The sequence below is a fragment of the Brevundimonas sp. LPMIX5 genome (genome assembly GCF_003576505.1).
Taxonomy (GTDB): Bacteria; Pseudomonadota; Alphaproteobacteria; order Caulobacterales; family Caulobacteraceae; genus Brevundimonas; species Brevundimonas naejangsanensis.
In genome coordinates, this window is sequence record NZ_QWTZ01000004.1 from 255182 (window position 1) to 273638 (window position 18457).

At 68.6% G+C, this 18457-nt stretch carries 14 protein-coding genes; 7 read left to right on the forward strand and 7 right to left on the reverse strand.

Annotated elements, in window-relative coordinates; genetic code table 11:
• Positions 1-60 precede the first annotated feature (60 nt).
• Together D1604_RS15795 and D1604_RS06335 are read left to right on the forward strand one after the other, a co-directional pair.
• On the forward strand, positions 61-222 hold the full coding sequence (locus tag D1604_RS15795) for a hypothetical protein (RefSeq protein ID WP_003167825.1): 162 nt from the start codon (positions 61-63) through the stop codon (positions 220-222).
• A 126-nt stretch (positions 223-348) separates the two neighbouring features.
• Positions 349-1146 (forward strand): crotonase/enoyl-CoA hydratase family protein, encoded by a 798-nt coding sequence (locus tag D1604_RS06335; RefSeq protein WP_119412668.1) that lies wholly within the window; start codon positions 349-351, stop codon positions 1144-1146.
• Positions 1147-1256: 110 nt separating this feature from the next.
• Here the strand turns inward: D1604_RS06335 and D1604_RS06340 are convergent, their stop codons facing one another.
• The 3 genes from D1604_RS06340 to D1604_RS06350 are packed head-to-tail and all read right to left on the reverse strand — an operon-like array spanning position 1257 to position 4233.
• Positions 1257-2273, reverse strand: a complete 1017-nt coding sequence (locus D1604_RS06340; RefSeq protein WP_024353724.1) for an HlyD family secretion protein — start codon at positions 2271-2273, stop codon at positions 1257-1259.
• A gap of 23 nt (positions 2274-2296) precedes the next feature.
• Positions 2297-3055 carry an ABC transporter ATP-binding protein gene (locus tag D1604_RS06345; RefSeq protein WP_119412669.1) on the reverse strand — a complete coding sequence of 253 codons (759 nt, stop codon included), beginning with the start codon at positions 3053-3055 and terminating at the stop codon, positions 2297-2299.
• A gap of 5 nt (positions 3056-3060) precedes the next feature.
• Positions 3061-4233 (reverse strand): ABC transporter permease, encoded by a 1173-nt coding sequence (locus D1604_RS06350; protein ID WP_024353722.1) that lies wholly within the window; start codon positions 4231-4233, stop codon positions 3061-3063.
• Between the two features lie 183 nt (positions 4234-4416).
• On the opposite strand from D1604_RS06350, the gene D1604_RS06355 reads away from it, so the two are divergent.
• The 4 genes from D1604_RS06355 to ilvA all read left to right on the forward strand — a co-directional run bounded on the left by D1604_RS06355 (position 4417) and on the right by ilvA (position 11099).
• Positions 4417-6510, forward strand: coding sequence for a S46 family peptidase (locus D1604_RS06355; protein WP_119412670.1), 2094 nt, complete (start codon positions 4417-4419; stop codon positions 6508-6510).
• Between the two features lie 318 nt (positions 6511-6828).
• Positions 6829-8958, forward strand: a complete 2130-nt coding sequence (locus tag D1604_RS06360) for a S46 family peptidase (RefSeq protein WP_119412671.1) — start codon at positions 6829-6831, stop codon at positions 8956-8958.
• Positions 8955-9482, forward strand: coding sequence for a GNAT family N-acetyltransferase (locus D1604_RS06365; protein WP_119412672.1), 528 nt, complete (start codon positions 8955-8957; stop codon positions 9480-9482). Before D1604_RS06360 ends, D1604_RS06365 begins: the two co-directional genes overlap by 4 nt.
• Before the next feature lie 99 nt (positions 9483-9581).
• Positions 9582-11099 carry a threonine ammonia-lyase, biosynthetic gene (gene ilvA, locus D1604_RS06370; RefSeq protein ID WP_024353718.1) on the forward strand — a complete coding sequence of 506 codons (1518 nt, stop codon included), beginning with the start codon at positions 9582-9584 and terminating at the stop codon, positions 11097-11099.
• Between the two features lie 4 nt (positions 11100-11103).
• Here ilvA and D1604_RS06375 read toward each other — a convergent pair whose 3' ends face one another.
• From D1604_RS06375 to D1604_RS06385, 3 genes are read right to left on the reverse strand one after another with little or no spacing between them, the layout of a single operon-like run.
• A complete protein-coding gene (locus D1604_RS06375; RefSeq protein WP_024353717.1) occupies positions 11104-11505 on the reverse strand; it encodes a host attachment family protein in 402 nt (133 codons plus the stop codon).
• A gap of 40 nt (positions 11506-11545) precedes the next feature.
• A complete protein-coding gene (locus D1604_RS06380; protein WP_119412673.1) occupies positions 11546-12097 on the reverse strand; it encodes a methylated-DNA--[protein]-cysteine S-methyltransferase in 552 nt (183 codons plus the stop codon).
• Entirely contained in the window at positions 12078-13229 is a 1152-nt protein-coding gene (locus tag D1604_RS06385) for a bifunctional transcriptional activator/DNA repair enzyme AdaA (RefSeq protein ID WP_119412674.1), read from the reverse strand. Before D1604_RS06385 ends, D1604_RS06380 begins: the two co-directional genes overlap by 20 nt.
• A 147-nt stretch (positions 13230-13376) precedes the next feature.
• On the opposite strand from D1604_RS06385, the gene D1604_RS06390 reads away from it, so the two are divergent.
• Positions 13377-16004, forward strand: coding sequence for a M14 family metallopeptidase (locus tag D1604_RS06390; RefSeq protein ID WP_119412675.1), 2628 nt, complete (start codon positions 13377-13379; stop codon positions 16002-16004).
• A gap of 21 nt (positions 16005-16025) precedes the next feature.
• Here D1604_RS06390 and uvrB read toward each other — a convergent pair whose 3' ends face one another.
• On the reverse strand, positions 16026-18353 hold the full coding sequence (gene uvrB, locus D1604_RS06395; protein WP_373561208.1) for an excinuclease ABC subunit UvrB: 2328 nt from the start codon (positions 18351-18353) through the stop codon (positions 16026-16028).
• Positions 18354-18457: the final 104 nt, after the last annotated feature.

Genomic DNA, 18457 nt, shown 5'->3' on the forward strand with positions numbered 1-18457 from the left:
GAGAGTCCCAAAAAGCACGACGTGTCTTCTTTCATCGTTCAACGAAAGGAGACGCCAAAAATGAACGAAAACAAAGAGCGCAATCTCCAGCACGCCATGATGTCCTTCGCCCTTTTCGGCGGGATGCTGGTGAACACGAAGCAGATGAACGGCGCCGCCGACCGCGTGGTCAGCCACCCGTCCAACTTCGTACCCATAACGATCAAACGGCCGCGCGCGTAGTCGCGAGACTGGATGATCCAGCCAGAAGCCCCGGTCAGAACGACCGGGGTTTTTCAATTCCGCCCTTGCCACCGCCGCGCGCCCTGGCCGAAACCCAAGCCTGCATTGTCAAAGAGGATACGCGGCATGGGTCTGATCGTCGAAGAGCGCAAAGGCGCGGTCATGGTCTGGACGCTGGACCGGCCCGACCGGCTGAACGCCCTGCCGGACCTTGAGGACGGCGAGGCCTTCGCCGCCGCATGCGACGCCGTCAACGCCGACTCCTCGATCCGCTGCGTGGTGATGACGGGCGCCGGGCGCGCCTTCTCGGCGGGCGGCGACCTGAAGGCGATGAAGGACCGCCGCGACCTGTTCGAGGGCTCGGGCGCCGCCATCCGCGAACGCTATCGCCGGGTCGTCCACCGCATCGTGCGCGCCCTCTATGGGCTGGAGGTTCCGTTGATCAGCGCGGTCAACGGCCCGGCCATGGGGCTGGGCTGCGACATCGCCGGTCTGGGCGACATCCGCATCGCTTCCGAGCGCGCCAGCTTCGGCGTGCCCTTCATGAAGCTGGGCATTATTCCCGGCGACGGCGGCTCCTGGTTGTTGCCGCGCAACGTGGGCTACGCCCGCGCCGCCGAACTGCTGTTCACCGCCCGCTCGATCGACGCGGCGACGGCCGAGCAGTGGGGCCTGGTCAACCGCGTCGTCCCGCATGAAGCGCTGATGGACGAGGCGATGCAGACGGCGGACCAGATCGCCGCCCAGCCGCCCCAGGCCCTGCGCATGGCCAAGAGTCTGCTGCGTCAGGGCCGCGACATGAATTTCGATCAGATGCTGGAACTGTCCGCCGCCATGCAGGCCCTGGCCCACCTGACCGACGACCACATCGAGGGCGTGAGCGCGGTGCTGGAAAAGCGGATAGGGGAGTTCAAGGGGAACTAGATTTCATAACCCGCTCACCCCGGCGGACGTCGGGATGAGCGGGAGAGTATGCGCAAACAAAAAAAGGGCCCCTCACGAGGCCCCTTTTCCGGTCTTGTCCCGATCAGGAGTTACGTCCGTGCGGGCGCCTTCATGGCGCGCGTAGCGGGCACGCCGGTCGAGGCGTTGTCGCGCTTGGCGCCCGCCGTCTCGCCCGGCTTCATGAACTTGACCAGCACGCGCTGGCCGATCAGCAGCGGGGCCTCGTCGACGGCGACCACCACCTCGACCACGCGCTCGTCGGTGCGTTGCGACGGGTCGTCCGAGGCCAGTTTGCGGGCGCCGAAGACGGCGGCGCGGCGCAGCACCTTGCCGACATAGACCTTGGACGGATCGCCTTCGGGGGTGATCTCGACGGCCTGATCGACGCTGACGTTGGGGATGTCGGCCTCGACGATCTCGGCGCGGGCGATGCGCGGGGCGGCGGGCTCCAGGTCGAACATGTTCGACACGTTCAGGGTCGAGGCGCCGGCGCCGGGGTTGGCGTAGCGGCGCACGATGCGGCCGTCGGCGGGCGAGCGGATCACCGTCAGCTCGACATTATAGGCGGCCTGATCGCGGCGGGCGCGGGCGGTCTGGACGGCGGCCTGTTGCGAGGCGAGGCGGGCCTGGGCCTGGGCGATGGCGTCGCGGGCCTGATCCATGCGCTGGGCGGCGACGAAGTTGGTGGCGACCAGTTTCTGCAGCCGGTCGTGCTCGCGCTGGGCCGTGGCGATGTCGACATTGATCATGCGCAGCTGGCTTTCGGCCTGGGCCAGATCGGCGGTCGCCGTCTGCAGCGACAGGCGCGGCTCGTCGTCTTCCTGACGGGCCAGGATCTGACCGGCCTTCACCAGGTCCCCTTCCTGAACCAGGACGTCACGCACCACGCCGCCGCGCCGCGCAGCGATCTGGATGATGCCGCCCTCGATGTCGATCTTGCCGTTGGCGATGGCCGAATAGGGGCTTTCCACCTTCTTCTCGGCCGCCTCGGCCAGCTCGGCCTTCTTGGCGGCACCGGCCTTCTGCATCAGGCTCAGGCCGATGACGACGGCGACCAGCAGCGCCAGGCCGATCCAGAGCCATTTGTTTTTCAGGAATGCGGGCATGGGGGTCCTCAAGGGGATCGGGGTCAGTGCGACGCCAGGATGGCTTCGGGATTGGGGGTGCGGCGCTGATCGTCGATGATCACGCCGTCTTCGATGTGGATGACCCGGTCGGCCCAGGCTTCCAGGCGCGGGTCATGGGTCACGCAGATGACGGCCGCGCCGTGTTCGGTGGCCGCCCGGCGCAGCAGTCTGATGACCACCTGGCCGTTCTCGCCGTCCAGCGCCGAGGTCGGTTCATCGGCGAACAGGATCTGCGGGTCCTTGGCCAAGGCGCGGGCGATGGCGACGCGCTGCTTCTCGCCGCCGGACAGGGCGGCCGGGCGCTGATGCAGACGATGGCCCAGGCCGACCTCTTCCAGAGCGAGTGCGGCGCGCTTCTTGGCCTTCTCCGGCGACAGGCCCTGATATTTCAGCACCGTCGTCACCTGCTGCAGGGCGCTGAGCGCCGGGAACAGGTTGAAGCCCTGGAAGATGAAGCCGCAGTGATCCAGCCGGAACTTGTCGATCCTGCCGCCCGACAGTTTCCACAGGTCGTCCACGTCCAGGGCGTCGACGCGCCCTTCCTCGGGCCGCAGCAGGCCGGACAGGGCGGCGATCAGCGTCGACTTGCCCGAGCCCGACGGCCCCATGACCATGGTCAGGTCGCCGTGGCGGGCGTCGAAATCCACGCCCTTCAGCACCTCGACATAGGACCGGCCGGACTTGAACCGCTTGACCAGTCCCTTGGCTTCCAGGGCGAACTCGCCGTGCTTGCCGTGAACCTTGGTGTGCCCAGAAGCCATAGTGTTCATCGCAGCAGGTCCGCAGGTTGGCTCTTCTTCAGAATGCCCATCGACAGCAGGCCCGAGAGCATGGAGATGGCGATCAGGCCGCCCCCGACGATGATCAGCAGCATCGGCGGCATGGAGATGATGACGGCGTTGGACAGGGCCAGCAGCGACAGCAGCCAAGTCAGCAGGATGGCTGCGCCGACCCCCACCATTCCGACCCAGAAGCTCAGCTCCATGACGATGCGGCGCAGGCTGCCCATGCCGACGCCCAGGGCGCGCAGGGAGGCGAACTCCTTGATGTTGGCCATGATGGCGCCGCGCAGGGTCTGCCAGGTGATGGCCACGCCGATGATGATCCCCAGCACGACGCAGCCGCCGATGATGATGACCAGAATGCCTTCCTCGAACATGGCGCCGGCGTTGGCGTCGGCCAGCTGCTGGCGGGTCCAGGCCTTCCACTGGCCGTTGCCCATGGCGTTCAGCTGGGCGACCACGACCTCGGCGCGGGCCGGGTCCTTGATCTTGAGCATCAGCGGGCCGACGCGCGGCCCCTCAAAGGCCTGGCCCAGCATCCGCAAGGAGTCTCGCGACATGACGATGGTCGGCTGCATCATGTTGGGATAGCCGCGCAGCACGCCGACCACGGTCACGGTCTGGCCGTTGAACAGGGCCTTGTCGCCCAGTTTGACGCCCAGCGGCGTCAGCGCCGTCTCGTCCACCGCCACGGTGAAGGGCTGGCGCAGGGCCTCGACCAGTTCTTCGGAATAGTCGCGCGGGATGGTGACCGAGCCGGGCGCCGTGTCGATGATGTTGACCAGCACGCTCTTCTGGCGCGGCGCGCCCTGCTTGGCGCGGTCGGCGGCCGTGGCGGTCGGGTCGACGTTCTTGATGTTCTGGAAATTGCCGCCCGACATGTCGAGGGTCTTCACCTCGACCACCTCGGGGTGGTTATAGGCCAGCGGGACAAAGCGTCGCGGCATGCCCATCGGCCCGCTGAACAGGGCCTTGGCGCCCGGCTGCATGATGAAGATATCGGCGCTGGAGCGCTCGATGGCGGCGGTGAATCCCTTGCCGATGCCGATGAAGACCCCGGTCATGGCCAGCACCAGCAACCCCGAAAGGGCCAGCGCCATGACGGCGGCCATATAGCGGCGCCACTCGAAGAGCAGCGTGGACAGCGCGAGCGACATGACGCGTATTCATTCCCCTGACTTGCGCTGTTATCTGACCGCCTGCGGGCGCTGGGCCAAGTTAAATCGGGGTAAGGCTGGCTGCGCCGGATTTGTTACGGGGGTTGAGGGCGCGGCCCTTGCGGGTCTAGTGACGGCGGACAGCAAGGCGTGGGCGTGGTGTCCCGCCTCTCGGAGACGCCCATGTCGCTTCGCCGCACCCTTTCCTTCACCGCCTCGCTGGCCGCCCTCGGCATGGCCGCCGTGGTGGTCAACGCCCCCGCTTCGGCCGCGCGCGCCGACGAGGGGATGTGGACCTTCGACAGCTTCCCGATCCAGACGGTCAATGAGAAGTACGGCACGCGCATCGATCAGGCCTGGCTGGACCGCGTCCGCAACGCCGCCGTGCGCCTGCAGGGCTGCTCGGCCTCGTTCGTGTCGGGTGAAGGCCTGATCCTGACCAACCACCACTGCGTCATCTCGTGCGTCCAGGACCTGTCGACGGCCCAGAACGACTACGTCAAGAACGGCTGGATGCCCGCCACGCGCGAGGAAGAGAAGACCTGCCCCGGCCAGACGGCCGAGGTCCTGACCGACATCACCGACGTCACCGACCGCGTCCTGGGCGCTGGCTCGGGTCTGGAAGGCGCGGCCTTCGTCGCCGCCCGCTCGGCCGAGATCGACAAGATTCAAAAGGAAGCCTGCGGCGACGACCGCAAGCTGACGTGTCAGGTCATCAGCTTCTATCGCGGCGGCAAATACGCCCTGTACAAGTTCCGCAAGTATGAGGACGTGCGTCTGGCCTTCGCGCCGGAGTTCCAGGCGGCCTTCTTCGGCGGCGATCCGGACAACTTCAACTTCCCGCGCTACGCCCTCGATGCGGCCTTCCTGCGCGCCTATGAGGACGGCAAACCGGTCGCTTCGCCCAACCACCTGAAGTGGAACCCCAACGCCCCGACCGACGGCGAGGCCACCTTTGTGGCGGGCAACCCCGGCTCGACCTCGCGCCTGCTGACCATGAGCCAGCTGGAGCGCCTGCGCGACCAGCAGATCCCCATCACCCTGATCCAGAGCGCCGAACTGCGCGGCCGTCTGGTCGAATATTCGACCCTGGGCGAGGAAGAGAAGCGGGTCGCTCTCGACCCCATCTTCGGTCTGGAGAACAGCTTCAAGGTCTACTACGGCCAGCAGGGCGCCCTGACGGACCCCGCCTTCATGGCCAAGAAGCGCCAGGAAGAGGCCGAGCTGCGCCAGCGCGTCGCCGCCGACCCGGCCGTGGCCGAGCGCATCGGCGACCCGTGGGCCGATCTGGAAAAGGTGCAGGCGACGGCCCGCGACCTCTATCTGCCCTATCGCCAGCTTGAGGCGAACGCCGGCGGCGGCTCGACCCTGTATTCCTACGCCCGCGCCATCGTCCGCGCGTCGAAGGAACGCGCCAAGCCCGTCGCCGAACGCCGCGCCGGATACGCCGACAGCGACATCGCCGCCCTGGGCCGCCGCCTGGCCTCGGATGCCCCGATCCCGGTCGGCGTCGAGGAGATCCAGCTGTCGCACTGGATGCTGAAGACCCGCGAATACCTGACGGTCGACAGCGCCGATGTGAAGGCCATGCTGGGCGCTGAAAGCCCCGAAACCATCGCCGCTCGTCTGGTGCAGAGCCGCCTGATCGACCCGGCCTATCGCGCGCAGGCCCTGGCCATGACGCCGGAGCAGCTGGCCGCCTCGGGCGATCCGATGATCGCCTTCGTCCTGGCCAACGACGACGCCGCCCAGGCCGTCCGCACCCAGTGGGACGCCGGGGTCAACGCCCCGACCGCCCGCGCCGCCGAAAAGGTCGCCCAGGCCCGCTTCGCCGTCTACGGCGACAACCTGTACCCGGACGCCACCTTCTCCTTGCGTCTGTCCTACGGTCAGGTGAAGGGCTGGACCTATCGCGGCGTCACCGTGCCGTCCTTCACCCACATGGGCGGCCTGTACGAGCGCGCGACCGGCGCCGAGCCGTTCAACGCCTCCGAGCGTTTCCTGGCCGCCAAGGACCGGATCAACAAGGACGTAGTCTACGACTTCGTCTCGACCAACGACATCATCGGCGGCAACTCCGGCTCGCCGGTGATCAACGCCAAGGGTGAAGTGATCGGCGCCGCCTTCGACGGCAACATCCACTCGCTGGGCGGCTCGTTCGGCTACGACGGCGAGCTGAACCGCACGGTCAGCGTCTCGACGGCCGCCGTCACCGAGGCCCTGCGCAACGTCTACAACCAGCCGCGCCTGCTGCGCGAACTGGGCGTGCGTCGCTAAGGCCTGTGCGCGGCGTCCCAGCGACGCCGCGCCTCTCCCTCCCCTTCATGGGGAGGGTGGTCGCGTAGCGACCGGGTGGGGAGGGCCGGGCGATCCCGGCCTCCAGTCACGGCTTTGGCCGAGCGCCTGAACAGCCCCGCCGCCCCCACCCGGTTTCGCCCTGTCGGGCTCAACCACCCTCCCCATGAAGGGGAGGGAGAAACCAATACGCCCCCGTCTGACGCATCGGCCTGCTAGCTTTCTTCCCGCCGATTTCAGACTATTCAGACGAATTAGACTCTGTTTTTTCCTCGCCGGAGTCTGAAACAGGAGCTTCTCATGCGTCACATGCTGTTCGCCTCGGCCGCCGTCCTGGCCTTCGCCGCCGCTTCCGCGGCCGCCTCTTCCGCCAAGGCAGAGGAGGGCATGTGGACCTATGACAACTTCCCCATCGCTCGCGCCAATCAGACTCTGGGCACGAACATCGATCAGGCCTGGCTGGACCGCGTGCGCCTGTCGTCGGTGAAGTTCGGCGGCTGTTCGGCGGGCGTCATCTCGGCCGAGGGGCTGGTGATGACCAACAACCACTGCGTCTCGTCCTGCGTCGCCAACCTGTCGACGCCGCAGCTTCAGTATAACGAAACGGGCTTCACCCCCAAAAGCCGCGAGGAAGAGCTGCAATGCCCCGGCGCCTCTGCGGAAATCCTGACCGACATCACCGACGTCACCGAGCGGGTCCAGAAGTCGGGCGCCGGTCTGGACGGCCAGGCCTACACCCAGGCGCGCGAGGCCGAGGCCGGCCGCATCGAAACCGAAAACTGCGGCGACGACGCCAAGATCCGCTGTCAGGTCGTCAGCCTGTATCGCGGCGGCCAGTTCAAGCTCTACAAGTTCCGCAAATATTCCGACGTGCGTCTGGCCTGGGCGCCGGAAGACCGCGCCGCGACCTTCGGCGGCGACCTGGACAACTTCTCCTTCCCGCGCTTCGCCATCGATGCCGCCTTCATCCGCCTGTATGAAGACGGCAAGCCCGCCGCGACCCCGACCCACTTCACCTGGAATCCGAACAAGCCGACCGAGGGCGAGCCTGTCTTCGTCACCGGCAACCCCGGCTCGACCCAGCGTCTGCTGACGCAGGCCCAGCTGATGACTATCCGCGACGTGGTCCTGCCGCTGGACCAGCTGATCGCGTCCGAACTGCGCGGCCGTCTGATCCGCTATTCGGAAGAGGGCGAGGATCAGGCCTTCATCGCTATGGACCCGCTGTCGGGCGTCGAGAACACCTATAAGCGCGGGCGCGGCCGGATGGCCGCCCTGATCGAGCCGGCCTTCATGGACCAACTGGCCGGGCAGGAAACCGTCTTCCGGCGCGGCGTGGCCGAGAACGAGGCCCTGTCGGCCGAGGTCGGCGATCCCTGGGCCGTTCTGACCGATGTTCAGCCGATCGCGCGCGAGCTCTATGCCCCGATGGCCCTGCTGGAAGGCGGCACCGGCATGGGCACCACCTCGGTGGCGGGCGGCTCGCCCCTGTTCCAGTGGGCGCGAGCCATCGTGCGCGGGGCGCAGGAGCGCGCCAAGCCGTCCGACCAGCGCCTGGCCGAGTTCGCCGACAGCCGCCTGCCGGGCGTCCAGTCCGGCCTGTTTGCCGCACGCCCGACCTATCCGGCGCTGGAGCAGGTCCGTCTGGAATGGTGGCTGTCCAAGACGCGCGAATGGCTGACCGTCGACAGCCCTTACGTCCGTACCCTGCTGGGCAAGGAAAGCCCCGAGGGCCTGTCCGCCCGTCTGGTCGAAGGCACGAAACTGGCCGATCCGGCCGTGCGCCGCGCCCTGTGGGAAGGCGGCCTGCCCGCCGTCCAGGCCTCGACCGATCCTCTGATCCAGTATGTCCTGGCTATCGACGCCGACGCCCGCGCCGTCCGCACCGACTGGGAGAACCGGGTGCAGGCGCCGACCGACCGCGCCTCGGAACAGCTGTCGGCCGCCCGCTTCGCTGTCTTCGGCGACGCCGTCTATCCGGACGCCACCGGCACCCTGCGTCTGACCTACGGCCGGGTCGAGGGGACCGACGTGCCGGGCCAGCGCATCCCGGCCTTCACCACCTTCGCCGGCCTGTGGGATCGGGCGACCGGCGCCGAGCCGTTCAACGTCGCGCCCAAACTGCTGGCCGCCAGGGACCGCATCGACCCGAACGCGGTGATGAACATGGCCGTCTCGTCCGACACCATCGGCGGCTCGTCGGGTTCGCCTGCGGTGAATGCGAAGGGCGAGATCATCGGCGCCAACTTCGACTCCACCGTCCTGACCCAGCGCAACGCCTATGGCTATGACCGCAACGTCAACCGCAGCGTCATCGTCACCACCCAGGCCGTGACCACGGCCCTGCGCGACGTCTACGGCATGGATCACCTGATCGCCGAACTGGGCGCGGATGCGCCCAAGGCCGCCTCGCGCCGGGCGCGCCGTTGAACGGCTCGGTCTTTCGACCTGCGGCGCCGGACGACGTTCCGGCGCTGCGCGCCCTGATCGAAAGCGCCTATCGCGGCGACAGCGCCAAGGTCGGCTGGACCCACGAGGCCGACCTGCTGGAGGGCCAGCGCACCGACGAGGCGGAGCTGCGCGACATCCTCGCCGACGCCTCGCGGATCATCCTGCTGGCCGAGGTCGGCGGCGCCCTGATCGGTTGCGTTCAGGTCGCGGATCAGGGGCGGGGCCTGGCCTATCTGGGCCTGCTTACCGTCGATCCGGCGCGTCAGGCGGGCGGTCTGGGCCGTCTGTTGATCGAAGCCGCCGAGGCCGAGGCCGCCGCCCGCTTCGCCGCCACGCGCATGGAGATGACCGTCATCCGCCAGCGCGCCGAACTGATCGCCTGGTACGAACGGCGCGGCTATCGCCTGACCGGCGAAACCCGCCCCTTCCCGCTGGACGACCCCCGCTTCGGCCTGCCCCGAACGCGCGACCTGGCCTTCGTGGTTCTGGAGAAGGCGCTTTAGATCAGCAGGGAAGGGCGCAATTTTCGTTCTCATAAGGTTTGGTCTGGCCTAGACGAGCACACGCTTCGTTTCTTTTTCTGACGCCTGACCGAGATCATCGTGCAAGACACCGTCCGCCGCATCCTGACCGCCCGCGTCTATGACGTGGCCGAGGAGACCCCCCTCGATCCGCTGAAGCGGCTGTCGGCGCGGATCGGGCGCCCCGCCCTGCTGAAGCGCGAGGACCTGCAACCGGTCTTCTCGTTCAAGATCCGCGGCGCCTACAACCGCATCGCCGCCCTGAGCCAGGCCGAGCTGGCGCGCGGCGTCATCTGCGCCTCTGCGGGCAATCACGCGCAGGGGGTGGCGCTGGCGGCGGCGAAGCGCGGGGCGGCGGCGACCATCGTCATGCCGACCACCACGCCCGGCATCAAGGTGGCGGCGGTTCGGGGGCTGGGCGGCCAGGTCGTCCTGCATGGCGAGAGCTTTGACGACGCCTACGCCCACGCCCGCGCGCTGGAAAAGGAAACCGGCGCGACCTTCGTCCACCCCTTCGACGACCCCGACGTCATCGCCGGGCAAGGGACGGTGGGGCTGGAGATCCTGCGCCAGCACGCCGATCCGATCGACGCCGTCTTCATCCCCATCGGCGGCGGGGGGCTGGCGGCGGGGGTGGCGGCCATCGTCCGCTTCCTGCGCCCCGAGACGCGCCTTATCGGCGTCGAACCGGCCGAGGCCCCGACGATGAAGAGCGCCATCGAGGCCGGGCGCGTCGTCGATCTGGATCAGGTCGGCCTGTTCGCCGACGGGGTGGCCGTGCGCCGCGCGGGCGACGAGACCTTCCGCCTGTGCCGCGACCTGCTGGACGAGATCGTGCTGGTCGACACCGACGCCGTCTGCGCCGCGGTGAAGGACATCTTCGACGACGTGCGCGCCGTGGCCGAGCCGTCAGGCGCCGTGGCTCTTGCCGGGATGAAGGCGTGGGCTGCGCGCAACCCCGGATCGGGGGCGCTGGTGGCGATCAACTCGGGCGCCAACGTCAACTTCGATCGCCTGCGCCACGTCGCCGAGCGGGCCGAGATCGGCGAGGGCGCCGAAGCCCTGTTCGCCGTCTCCATGCCCGACCGGCGCGAGGATTATCACCGCTTCCTGCAGAGCCTCGACGGCCGCTCGATCACCGAATTCAACTATCGCTGGTCCGGCGACGGCACGGCCCAGATCTTCGTCGGCGTGGCCCTGCGCGACGGCGCCGCCGAGCGCGAAAGCCTGCTCAGGCGCCTGACCGCCGACGGCTATTCCGTCGTTGACATGAGCGACAACGAGACCGCCAAGCTCCACGTCCGCCACATGGTCGGCGGGCGCACCATCGGCCTGCCGCACGAGCGGCTGCTGCGCTTCGAATTCCCCGAGCGGCCGGGCGCCTTCCTGCGCTTCCTCAACAGCCTTCAACCCGCCTGGGCGCTGACCCTGTTCCACTATCGCAACCACGGCGACGACGCGGGCAGGGTGCTGGCGGGCGTCAGCGTCCCGCCAGACCAGGCGGCGGCCTTGAGCGCCGCTCTGGACGAACTGGGCTATCCTTACGTCGACGAGACCGACAACCCGGCCTGCCGCCTGTTCTTGGACGGGGCGGCCTGAACGGCTACGCCCGGCTGATCGCCTCGGCGATCTCTTCGGCCGGTCGGCCGGCCAGGGCCTTGGGAATTTCGCCGACCAGCAGGCCTTCCAGCGTCTTGTGCCAATGCTTGCGCAGCTGGCCCAGGGTCTTGGGCGCGGCGACGACGGCCAGGGCCTCGATCTTGTTGGTCAGGGCCATGTGGTTCAGCGCCTCGGCCACGCCCATGGCGAAGCCGTCCTCGGCCTGGGTGTCGTTGTCGGGGTTGGCGTCGCTGGAGCGGCGGCCCGGCGCTCCGGACAGGCGTTCGGGGATCTCGGGCGTCGCCATCGGCTTGAGCTGGATGTCGAGGTTGTGGCCGGTGTTGCGGAACAGGCTCAGCTTCTCGCCGTCGGCGACGGCGACCAGGGCCCCGTTGGGCAGGTTCATCATCAGACTCCAGAAATGAGCGCCGAAAGGGAGGGCGCTGTCAGTCCAGCGCAAACGCCCCCTGTCCTGTTCCCTCCTGCGACGCTTCGTGCGCTAACAGCCAGCGCTTGCGCTCCAGCCCGCCCGCATAGCCGGTCAGGGTTCCATCAGCCCCGACGACGCGGTGGCAGGGCACGATGACCCCGATCGGATTGGCGCCGTTGGCCAGCCCCACGGCCCGCACGGCGGCGGGCTTGCCGATGGCCTGGGCCAATTGGCCGTAGCTCCAGGTCCGCCCCGCCGGAATGGTCCGCAGCGCCGCCCAGACCGCACGCTGGAAGTCCGTGCCGCCGGTCTTCACGGCGAGCCCGTCCAACGCCGTCAAATCGCCGTCGAAATAGGCGGCGACGGCGGCCCGCACCGCCTCCGGCGCCCGTCCCGGCGTCAGCTGAACCTCGCAGTAATGACGGGCCAGCAGCGTCATCATCCGCGTCTCATAGTCGGTGAAGTCGAAAGCGCGCACGGCGCCGTCCGCATCGGTGACCAGCAGCACCTCGCCCACTGGCGTGGCGATGCGGTCCAGGGTGAAGACTTCAGGCTGCGTCTTTTTCATCGTCGTTCTCCATGATCGTCATGCCGTCGATCCCCGCCTCGCGCAGTTGCAGCACGCCATAGGCCCGCCAGGGCCGCCATCGTTCGGCCCGCCCCGCCAACCGATCGTCTTCCAGCCGGTCGCTGGCCATGTCCGCCGCCTCATCCAGCCAGAGGCCCGGCAGACGCAGGCCCGGCCGCGCCTTCACCAGCGGCGCCAGCAAGGGGTCGATAGACAGGTCGCGCTGGATCGCCTCGGGGTCGGCCGATAGATCGAACAGTCGCCGCACCCGCGCCAGCACGCCGGGCAGGGCCTTCAGATCATCCAGCGCCGCCGTCACCGCCAGCCGGTCGCCCGCCTCGAACCGGGCCGAGACCTCGCCCATCGCCCCGTCCGTCGCGGGGTTCAGGACGCGGCGCCAGACGCCGCCCTCGACCGTCTCGCCGTCCGCCTTCAGTGCGGCCAGCATGGCCTCGACCTCATAGGGCGGGCGATAGGGCAGGCTCAGCCGCACCCCTCCATCCCACGGCCGCTCGGCCCGCGCCCGCAGCGCCGACGGCGGTCGTCCATACAGGGCCTGAAACGTCTCATTGAACCGTCGCACGCTGCCGAAGCCGGACGCCATCGCCACCTCGGCCATTGGCAGGTCGGTCTGGTGGATCAGGGCCTTGGCCAGCAGGACGCGGCGCGTCTGGGCCACGCTGACCGGGGCGGCGCCCAGGTGCTGGCGGAACAGGCGGCGCAGGTGCCGCTCGCCCACCCCCAGCCGCGCGGCCAGGGCGTCGACGTCGCCCCCATGCTCAGAGTGGCTATCGAGCGCCCCCGCCTCGATCAGGTTCAGCGCCCGACTGACGGTGTTGGACGTCCCGCGCCACGCGCCCCCGCGCGGCTCCATGCCGCGCCCGCCATAGATGTCGGGCGCGGTTTCCGGCCGACAGCGCAGGCAAGCCCGAAAGCCCGCCTCTTCGGCCGCCGCCGCGCTGATGACGAAACGCATGTTCTCGCGCTTGGGCGTCCGCGCCGGGCAGACCGGGCGACAATAGATGCCGGTGGACTTCACGCAGGTGAAGAAGCGCCCGTCGAAGCGCGGGTCGCGCGTCAGGACCGCCCGATAGCAGGCCTCCTGATCCAGCATGTCGCGGGGGTTTTCCATAGCCGCACCCTGCGCCTTCGACGCCGCCCTGTCTCGCGGTTTTCGGACATGACGGCGCCGCGCGATGATCCTGCGGTTTTGTCGTGGCCGCTTCCTTCGCGGCGCCTGCACGGCTAAGTTCGTCGGTCTGTAGGGGGAGTATTCTGAATGTCGTATCGTCGCCGCGCCGCCTGTTCCTTGCTGGCGCTCAGCCTGGCCCTGGGCGCTGCGCCCGCCCTGGCGCAACAGACGCCGCCCGCGCTACAGGCCGTCGTCGGCCATGACAGCGGCGAGCGCATTACCCGCTCGGCTGATGTGCGCCGCTATTTCGAGGCGCTGCGCGTCGCCAACCCCGACCGCATGGTCATGGGCGACTACGCCCAGTCGTGGGAAGGCCGCCCCCTGTTCTGGGCCGCCGTCGGCTCGCCGCGTAACATCGCCCGGCTGAACGCGATCAAGGCCGCGACCAACGCCCTGGCCGACCCGCGCAGGACCAGCCCCGAGCAGGCCCGCGCCCTGATCAACGACACCCCCGCCATCGTCTGGATGGCCTATTCAGTCCACGGCAATGAGATCAGCCCCGCCGACGCCGCCCTGGCCGCCGCGCGCCGCCTGACCGACGCCGCCGACGCCGAGGCTCAAGGATGGCTGGAGGACGTCGTGGTCGTCTTCGTCCCGACCCAGAACCCCGACGGGCGCGAACGCTTCATCAACAGCTTCGAGGCGGGCCTCGGCGCCCAGCCCAACGGCGATCCCCTGTCGGCGGAGCGGGCCGAGCCCTGGCCGTCCGGCCGCTACAACCACAATCTGTTCGACCTGAACCGCGACTGGTTTATCCAGTCCCAGCCGGAGACGCAGGGCCACTCGGCTCTCATCCGCGAATGGCGCCCGCAGGTGGTGGTCGATTCCCACGAGATGGGCACCGACTCCAGCTTCTTCTTCCCGCCCGAGGCCCAGCCGCTGAACCCTTGGATCTATCCGCCGATCCTCGACGCGCGCGAGCGGTTCGGCCGCAACACCGCCGGGCGCTTCGATCAGGCCGGGCTGGACTATTTCACGCGCGAGACCTTCGACGCCTTCTATCCCGGCTACGGCGACGGCTGGCCGGCCTATTTCGGCGCCGTCTCCATGACCTATGAGCAGGGCTCGTCGCGCGGTCTGTTGGCGCGCCGGTCGTCGGGCGAGATGCTGACCTACGCCGACACGGTCAAAGGCCATCTGACCGCCACCCTGTCGACCATCGAGACCGCCGCCCGCGACCGCGAAAAACTGCTCAGCGACTTCTACGCCTTCCACCGCGACGGGATTTCGGGCGGACGCGGCGCCTATGTCCTGTCGCGCTCCGCCGCCGCCGACCCAGCCGCCGCCGACAAGCTGGCGGGCCTGCTGGTCCGTTCGGGGCTGGAGGTCGGACGCGCCACCGCCGCCTTCTCCGCCTGCGGCCAGACCTATCAGGCGGGCGACTACGTCGTGAACCTGGCCCAACCCCAGCGCCGCATGGCCGAGACCCTGCTGGCCAAGGACGTGCCGCTGGACCCCAAATTCCTGGCCGAACAGGAGGCTCGCCGCGCGCGCGGTTTGGGCGATGAGATCTATGATCTGACCGGCTGGTCCCTGCCGCTTCTTTTCAACGTGCCGAGCCAGCGCTGCACCGGCGCTCCGTCGGTGCAGACGGCCGCTGTCGGCCCGGAACTGATCCGCCCGGCCGCCGTGGCTCAGGGCGACGCGACCTATGGTTACGCCATCCATCCGGGCACGGCGGGTATGCGCTTCCTGACCGCCGCCCTGACCGACAAGCTGCCGGTCCGCTCCGTCGAGGAGCCGTTCACCCTGGACGGCCGCGCCTATCCGGGCGGAACCTTCATCGTGCCGCGCGCCGGGTCGCCCGCCGACCTGGACGAGCGCGTCCGCCGTCTGGCCGCAGGCAGCGGCGCCCAGGTGACGCCGCTGGCGACGTCGTGGGTCTCCAGCGGTCCCAGCGTCGGCTCGGACAAGGCGACCGTCATCGCCGCCCCGCGCGTCGCCATGGCCTGGGACGACCCGACCGAGCCGGAGTCCGCCGGTTCCATCCGCCACGTGCTGGAGCGTGAATACGGCTGGCCCGTCACGGCGGTGCGCACCCGCCGCCTGGCGAACGCCGACCTGTCCCGCTACCAAGTGCTGATCCTGCCGTCTGGCGGAAACTATGAGCAGATCCTCGGCGAGAGCGGCGTCGCCAACCTGCGCGCCTGGGTTCAAGCGGGCGGCGTCCTGATCGGCGTCGGCTCGGCCAGCCGCCTGCTGACCGATCCCGATTCCAAGCTGCTGGACAGCCGCCGCGAGAGCGCCGTCTCCGGCGACGGCGACCAGGACAAGAAGGACGGCAGCGAGATCGCCACCGACGCCGAATACCTGGCCCTGACCGGCCACCACGGTGGCGCCCCCGATCCTGTCGCCGGCGTCCTGGCCAGCGCCGTGGTCGACAATGAACACTGGCTGGGCGCAGGCGTCGCCCCGACCCTTAGCGTCATGGTGCGCGGCTCGGACATCTATGCGCCGCTGGCCCGCGATCAGGGGACCAACGTCGTGCGTCTGGCCGGCCCGGATCAGGTGCTGGCGTCCGGCCAGCTGTGGGCCGAGAACCGCCGCCAGCTGGCCTACAAGCCCGTCGCGATGGCGTCCGAAGTCGGTCGCGGTCAGGTCGTCGCCTTCACCCAGGACGTCACCATGCGCGCCTTCCTGGAAGGGCTGAAGCCGCTGTTCCTCAACGCCGTCTTCCGCGGTCCGGCCCACACCTCGGGGGCCAAGGGGAATTGAAGCGGGTGAAGGGGAAGGGCGTCAGCGCCCCTTCCTGAACGCCTCGGCCTTTTCGGCCGCCGCTTCCCTGCGCCAGCGTTTGGGGGCTGACCTGTCCACCTCCTCGCCCGCGCCGGTGAGGGCTTCGTTGGCGAATTCGAGGTCGAGGAGCTTCATCTTCTTGATCTCGTCGCGCAGGCGGGCGGCTTCCTCGAACTCGAGGTTGGCGGCGGCTTCGCGCATCCGACCTTCCAGATCCTTGAGCGCGGCCTGGAAGTTGGAGCCGACGAAGGGCTTGGCTTCCTCGGCGAGGCCGGGGCGGGTCAGGCGGTCCAGGTCGCGGGACTCATAGGGGCTGTCGAGGATCTCCTTGATGTCGCGCTTAACCGTCTCGGGCGTGATGCCGTGTTCGAGGTTGTAGGCCTGCTGTTTCTCGCGGCGGCGGTCGGTCTCGGCGATGGCGCGTTCCATCGAGCCGGTCATGCGGTCGGCGTAGAGGATGACGCGGCCGTCGACGTTGCGCGCTGCGCGGCCGATGGTCTGGATCAGGGAGGTCTCGGAGCGCAGGAAGCCCTCCTTGTCCGCGTCGAGGATGGCGACCAAGCCGCACTCGGGGATGTCGAGGCCCTCGCGCAGCAGGTTGATGCCGATCAGGCAGTCGAACGACCCCAGGCGCAGGTCGCGCAGGATCTCGATCCGTTCCAGGGTGTCGACGTCGGAGTGCATGTAGCGGACGCGCACGCCTTGCTCGTGCATGTATTCGGTCAGATCCTCGGCCATCTTCTTGGTCAGGGTGGTGACCAGGGAGCGGTAACCCGCGCGGGCGGTCGCCTTGACCTCGTCGATGACGTCGTCGACCTGGTTGCGGGTGGCGCCGGAGACGGGGCGGATCTCGACCGGGGGGTCGATCAGACCGGTGGGGCGGATGACCTGTTCGGTGAAGACGCCGCCGGTCTTGTCCAGCTCCCAGGCGCCGGGGGTGGCCGAGACGAAGACCGTCTGGGGCCGCATGGCGTCCCATTCCTCGAACTTCAGCGGGCGGTTGTCGATGGCCGAGGGCAGGCGGAAGCCGTATTCGGCCAGGGTCGATTTGCGGCGGTAGTCGCCGCGATACATGGCGCCGATCTGGCCCACGGTGACGTGGCTCTCATCCACGAACAGCAGGGCGTTGTCGGGGATGTATTCGAAGAAGGTGGGCGGCGGCTCGCCCGGCGCGCGGCCGGTCAGCCAGCGGCTGTAGTTCTCGATGCCGGCGCAGGAGCCGGTGGCCTCCATCATCTCCAGATCGAAACGGGTGCGCTGCTCCAGCCGCTGGGCCTCCAGCAGCTTGCCGTTCTCGACCATCCAGTCGAGCGTCTCCTTCAGCTCGGCCTTGATGCCGTTGACGGCCTGATTGAGCGTCGGCCGCGGCGTGACGTAGTGGCTGGCGGCGTAGACGGTGACCTCGTCCAGCGCATTGGTCTTCTTGCCGGTCAGGGGGTCGAACTCGTCGATGGCCTCGATCTCGTCGCCGAACAGGCTGATGCGCCAGGCGCGGTCCTCGAGGTGGACGGGGAAGATCTCCAGCGTGTCGCCGCGCTTGCGGAACATGCCGCGCTCGAAATGGACGTCGTTGCGCTTGTACTGCAGGGCGATCAGGTCGGCGCGCAGCTTGGCCTCGTCGATCTGGTCGCCGACCTTCAGGCCGAAGGTCATGGCGGTATAGGTCTCGACCGAGCCGATGCCGTAGATGCAGCTGACCGAGGCGACGACGATGACGTCATCCCGCTCCAGGATCGCACGGGTGGCGGCGTGGCGCATCCGGTCGATCTGCTCGTTAATCGACGAGTCCTTCTCGATGTAGGTGTCGGTGCGCGGGACGTAGGCCTCGGGCTGGTAGTAGTCGTAGTAGCTGACGAAATACTCGACCGCATTGTCGGGGAAGAAGGCCTTGAACTCTGAATAGAGCTGGGCCGCCAGCGTCTTGTTGTGGGCCAGGATCAGGGCCGGGCGCTGGGTCTGTTCGATCACCTTGGCCATGGTGAAGGTTTTGCCCGAGCCGGTGACGCCCAGCAGCACCTGTTCGCGATCGCCTTCATCCGCCTGGGCGACCAGTTCGGCGATGGCCGAGGGCTGGTCCCCGGCGGGCTGGTATTTCGTCTCCAGCCGGAAGGGGATGCGCTTCTTGTTGGTCGGCCGGTCGGGGCGGTGAGGGACCCAGTCGGCGGGGGCGGCGGGGGCCTCCTCCGGCGTGAGGCGCGGGCCGCTCACAGGCGCGAACATGGGCGCACGACCGTGGTCGAAGACGACGGGCGCCTCGCTGAGACCGGGATTGGGCGTGTGGACGGGCTTGGTCAGCTTCTGGGACGGTGTCGCGGGAGAACGGGCCATGAACATCAAGGTAATGCCTGCGCGTGCGTGACGCTAGGGCGAGCGGATCGGCGATTCCGATAAAGAGAGGCCCCTGAACCGATGATTTCCGGCTTGTGCGGCGC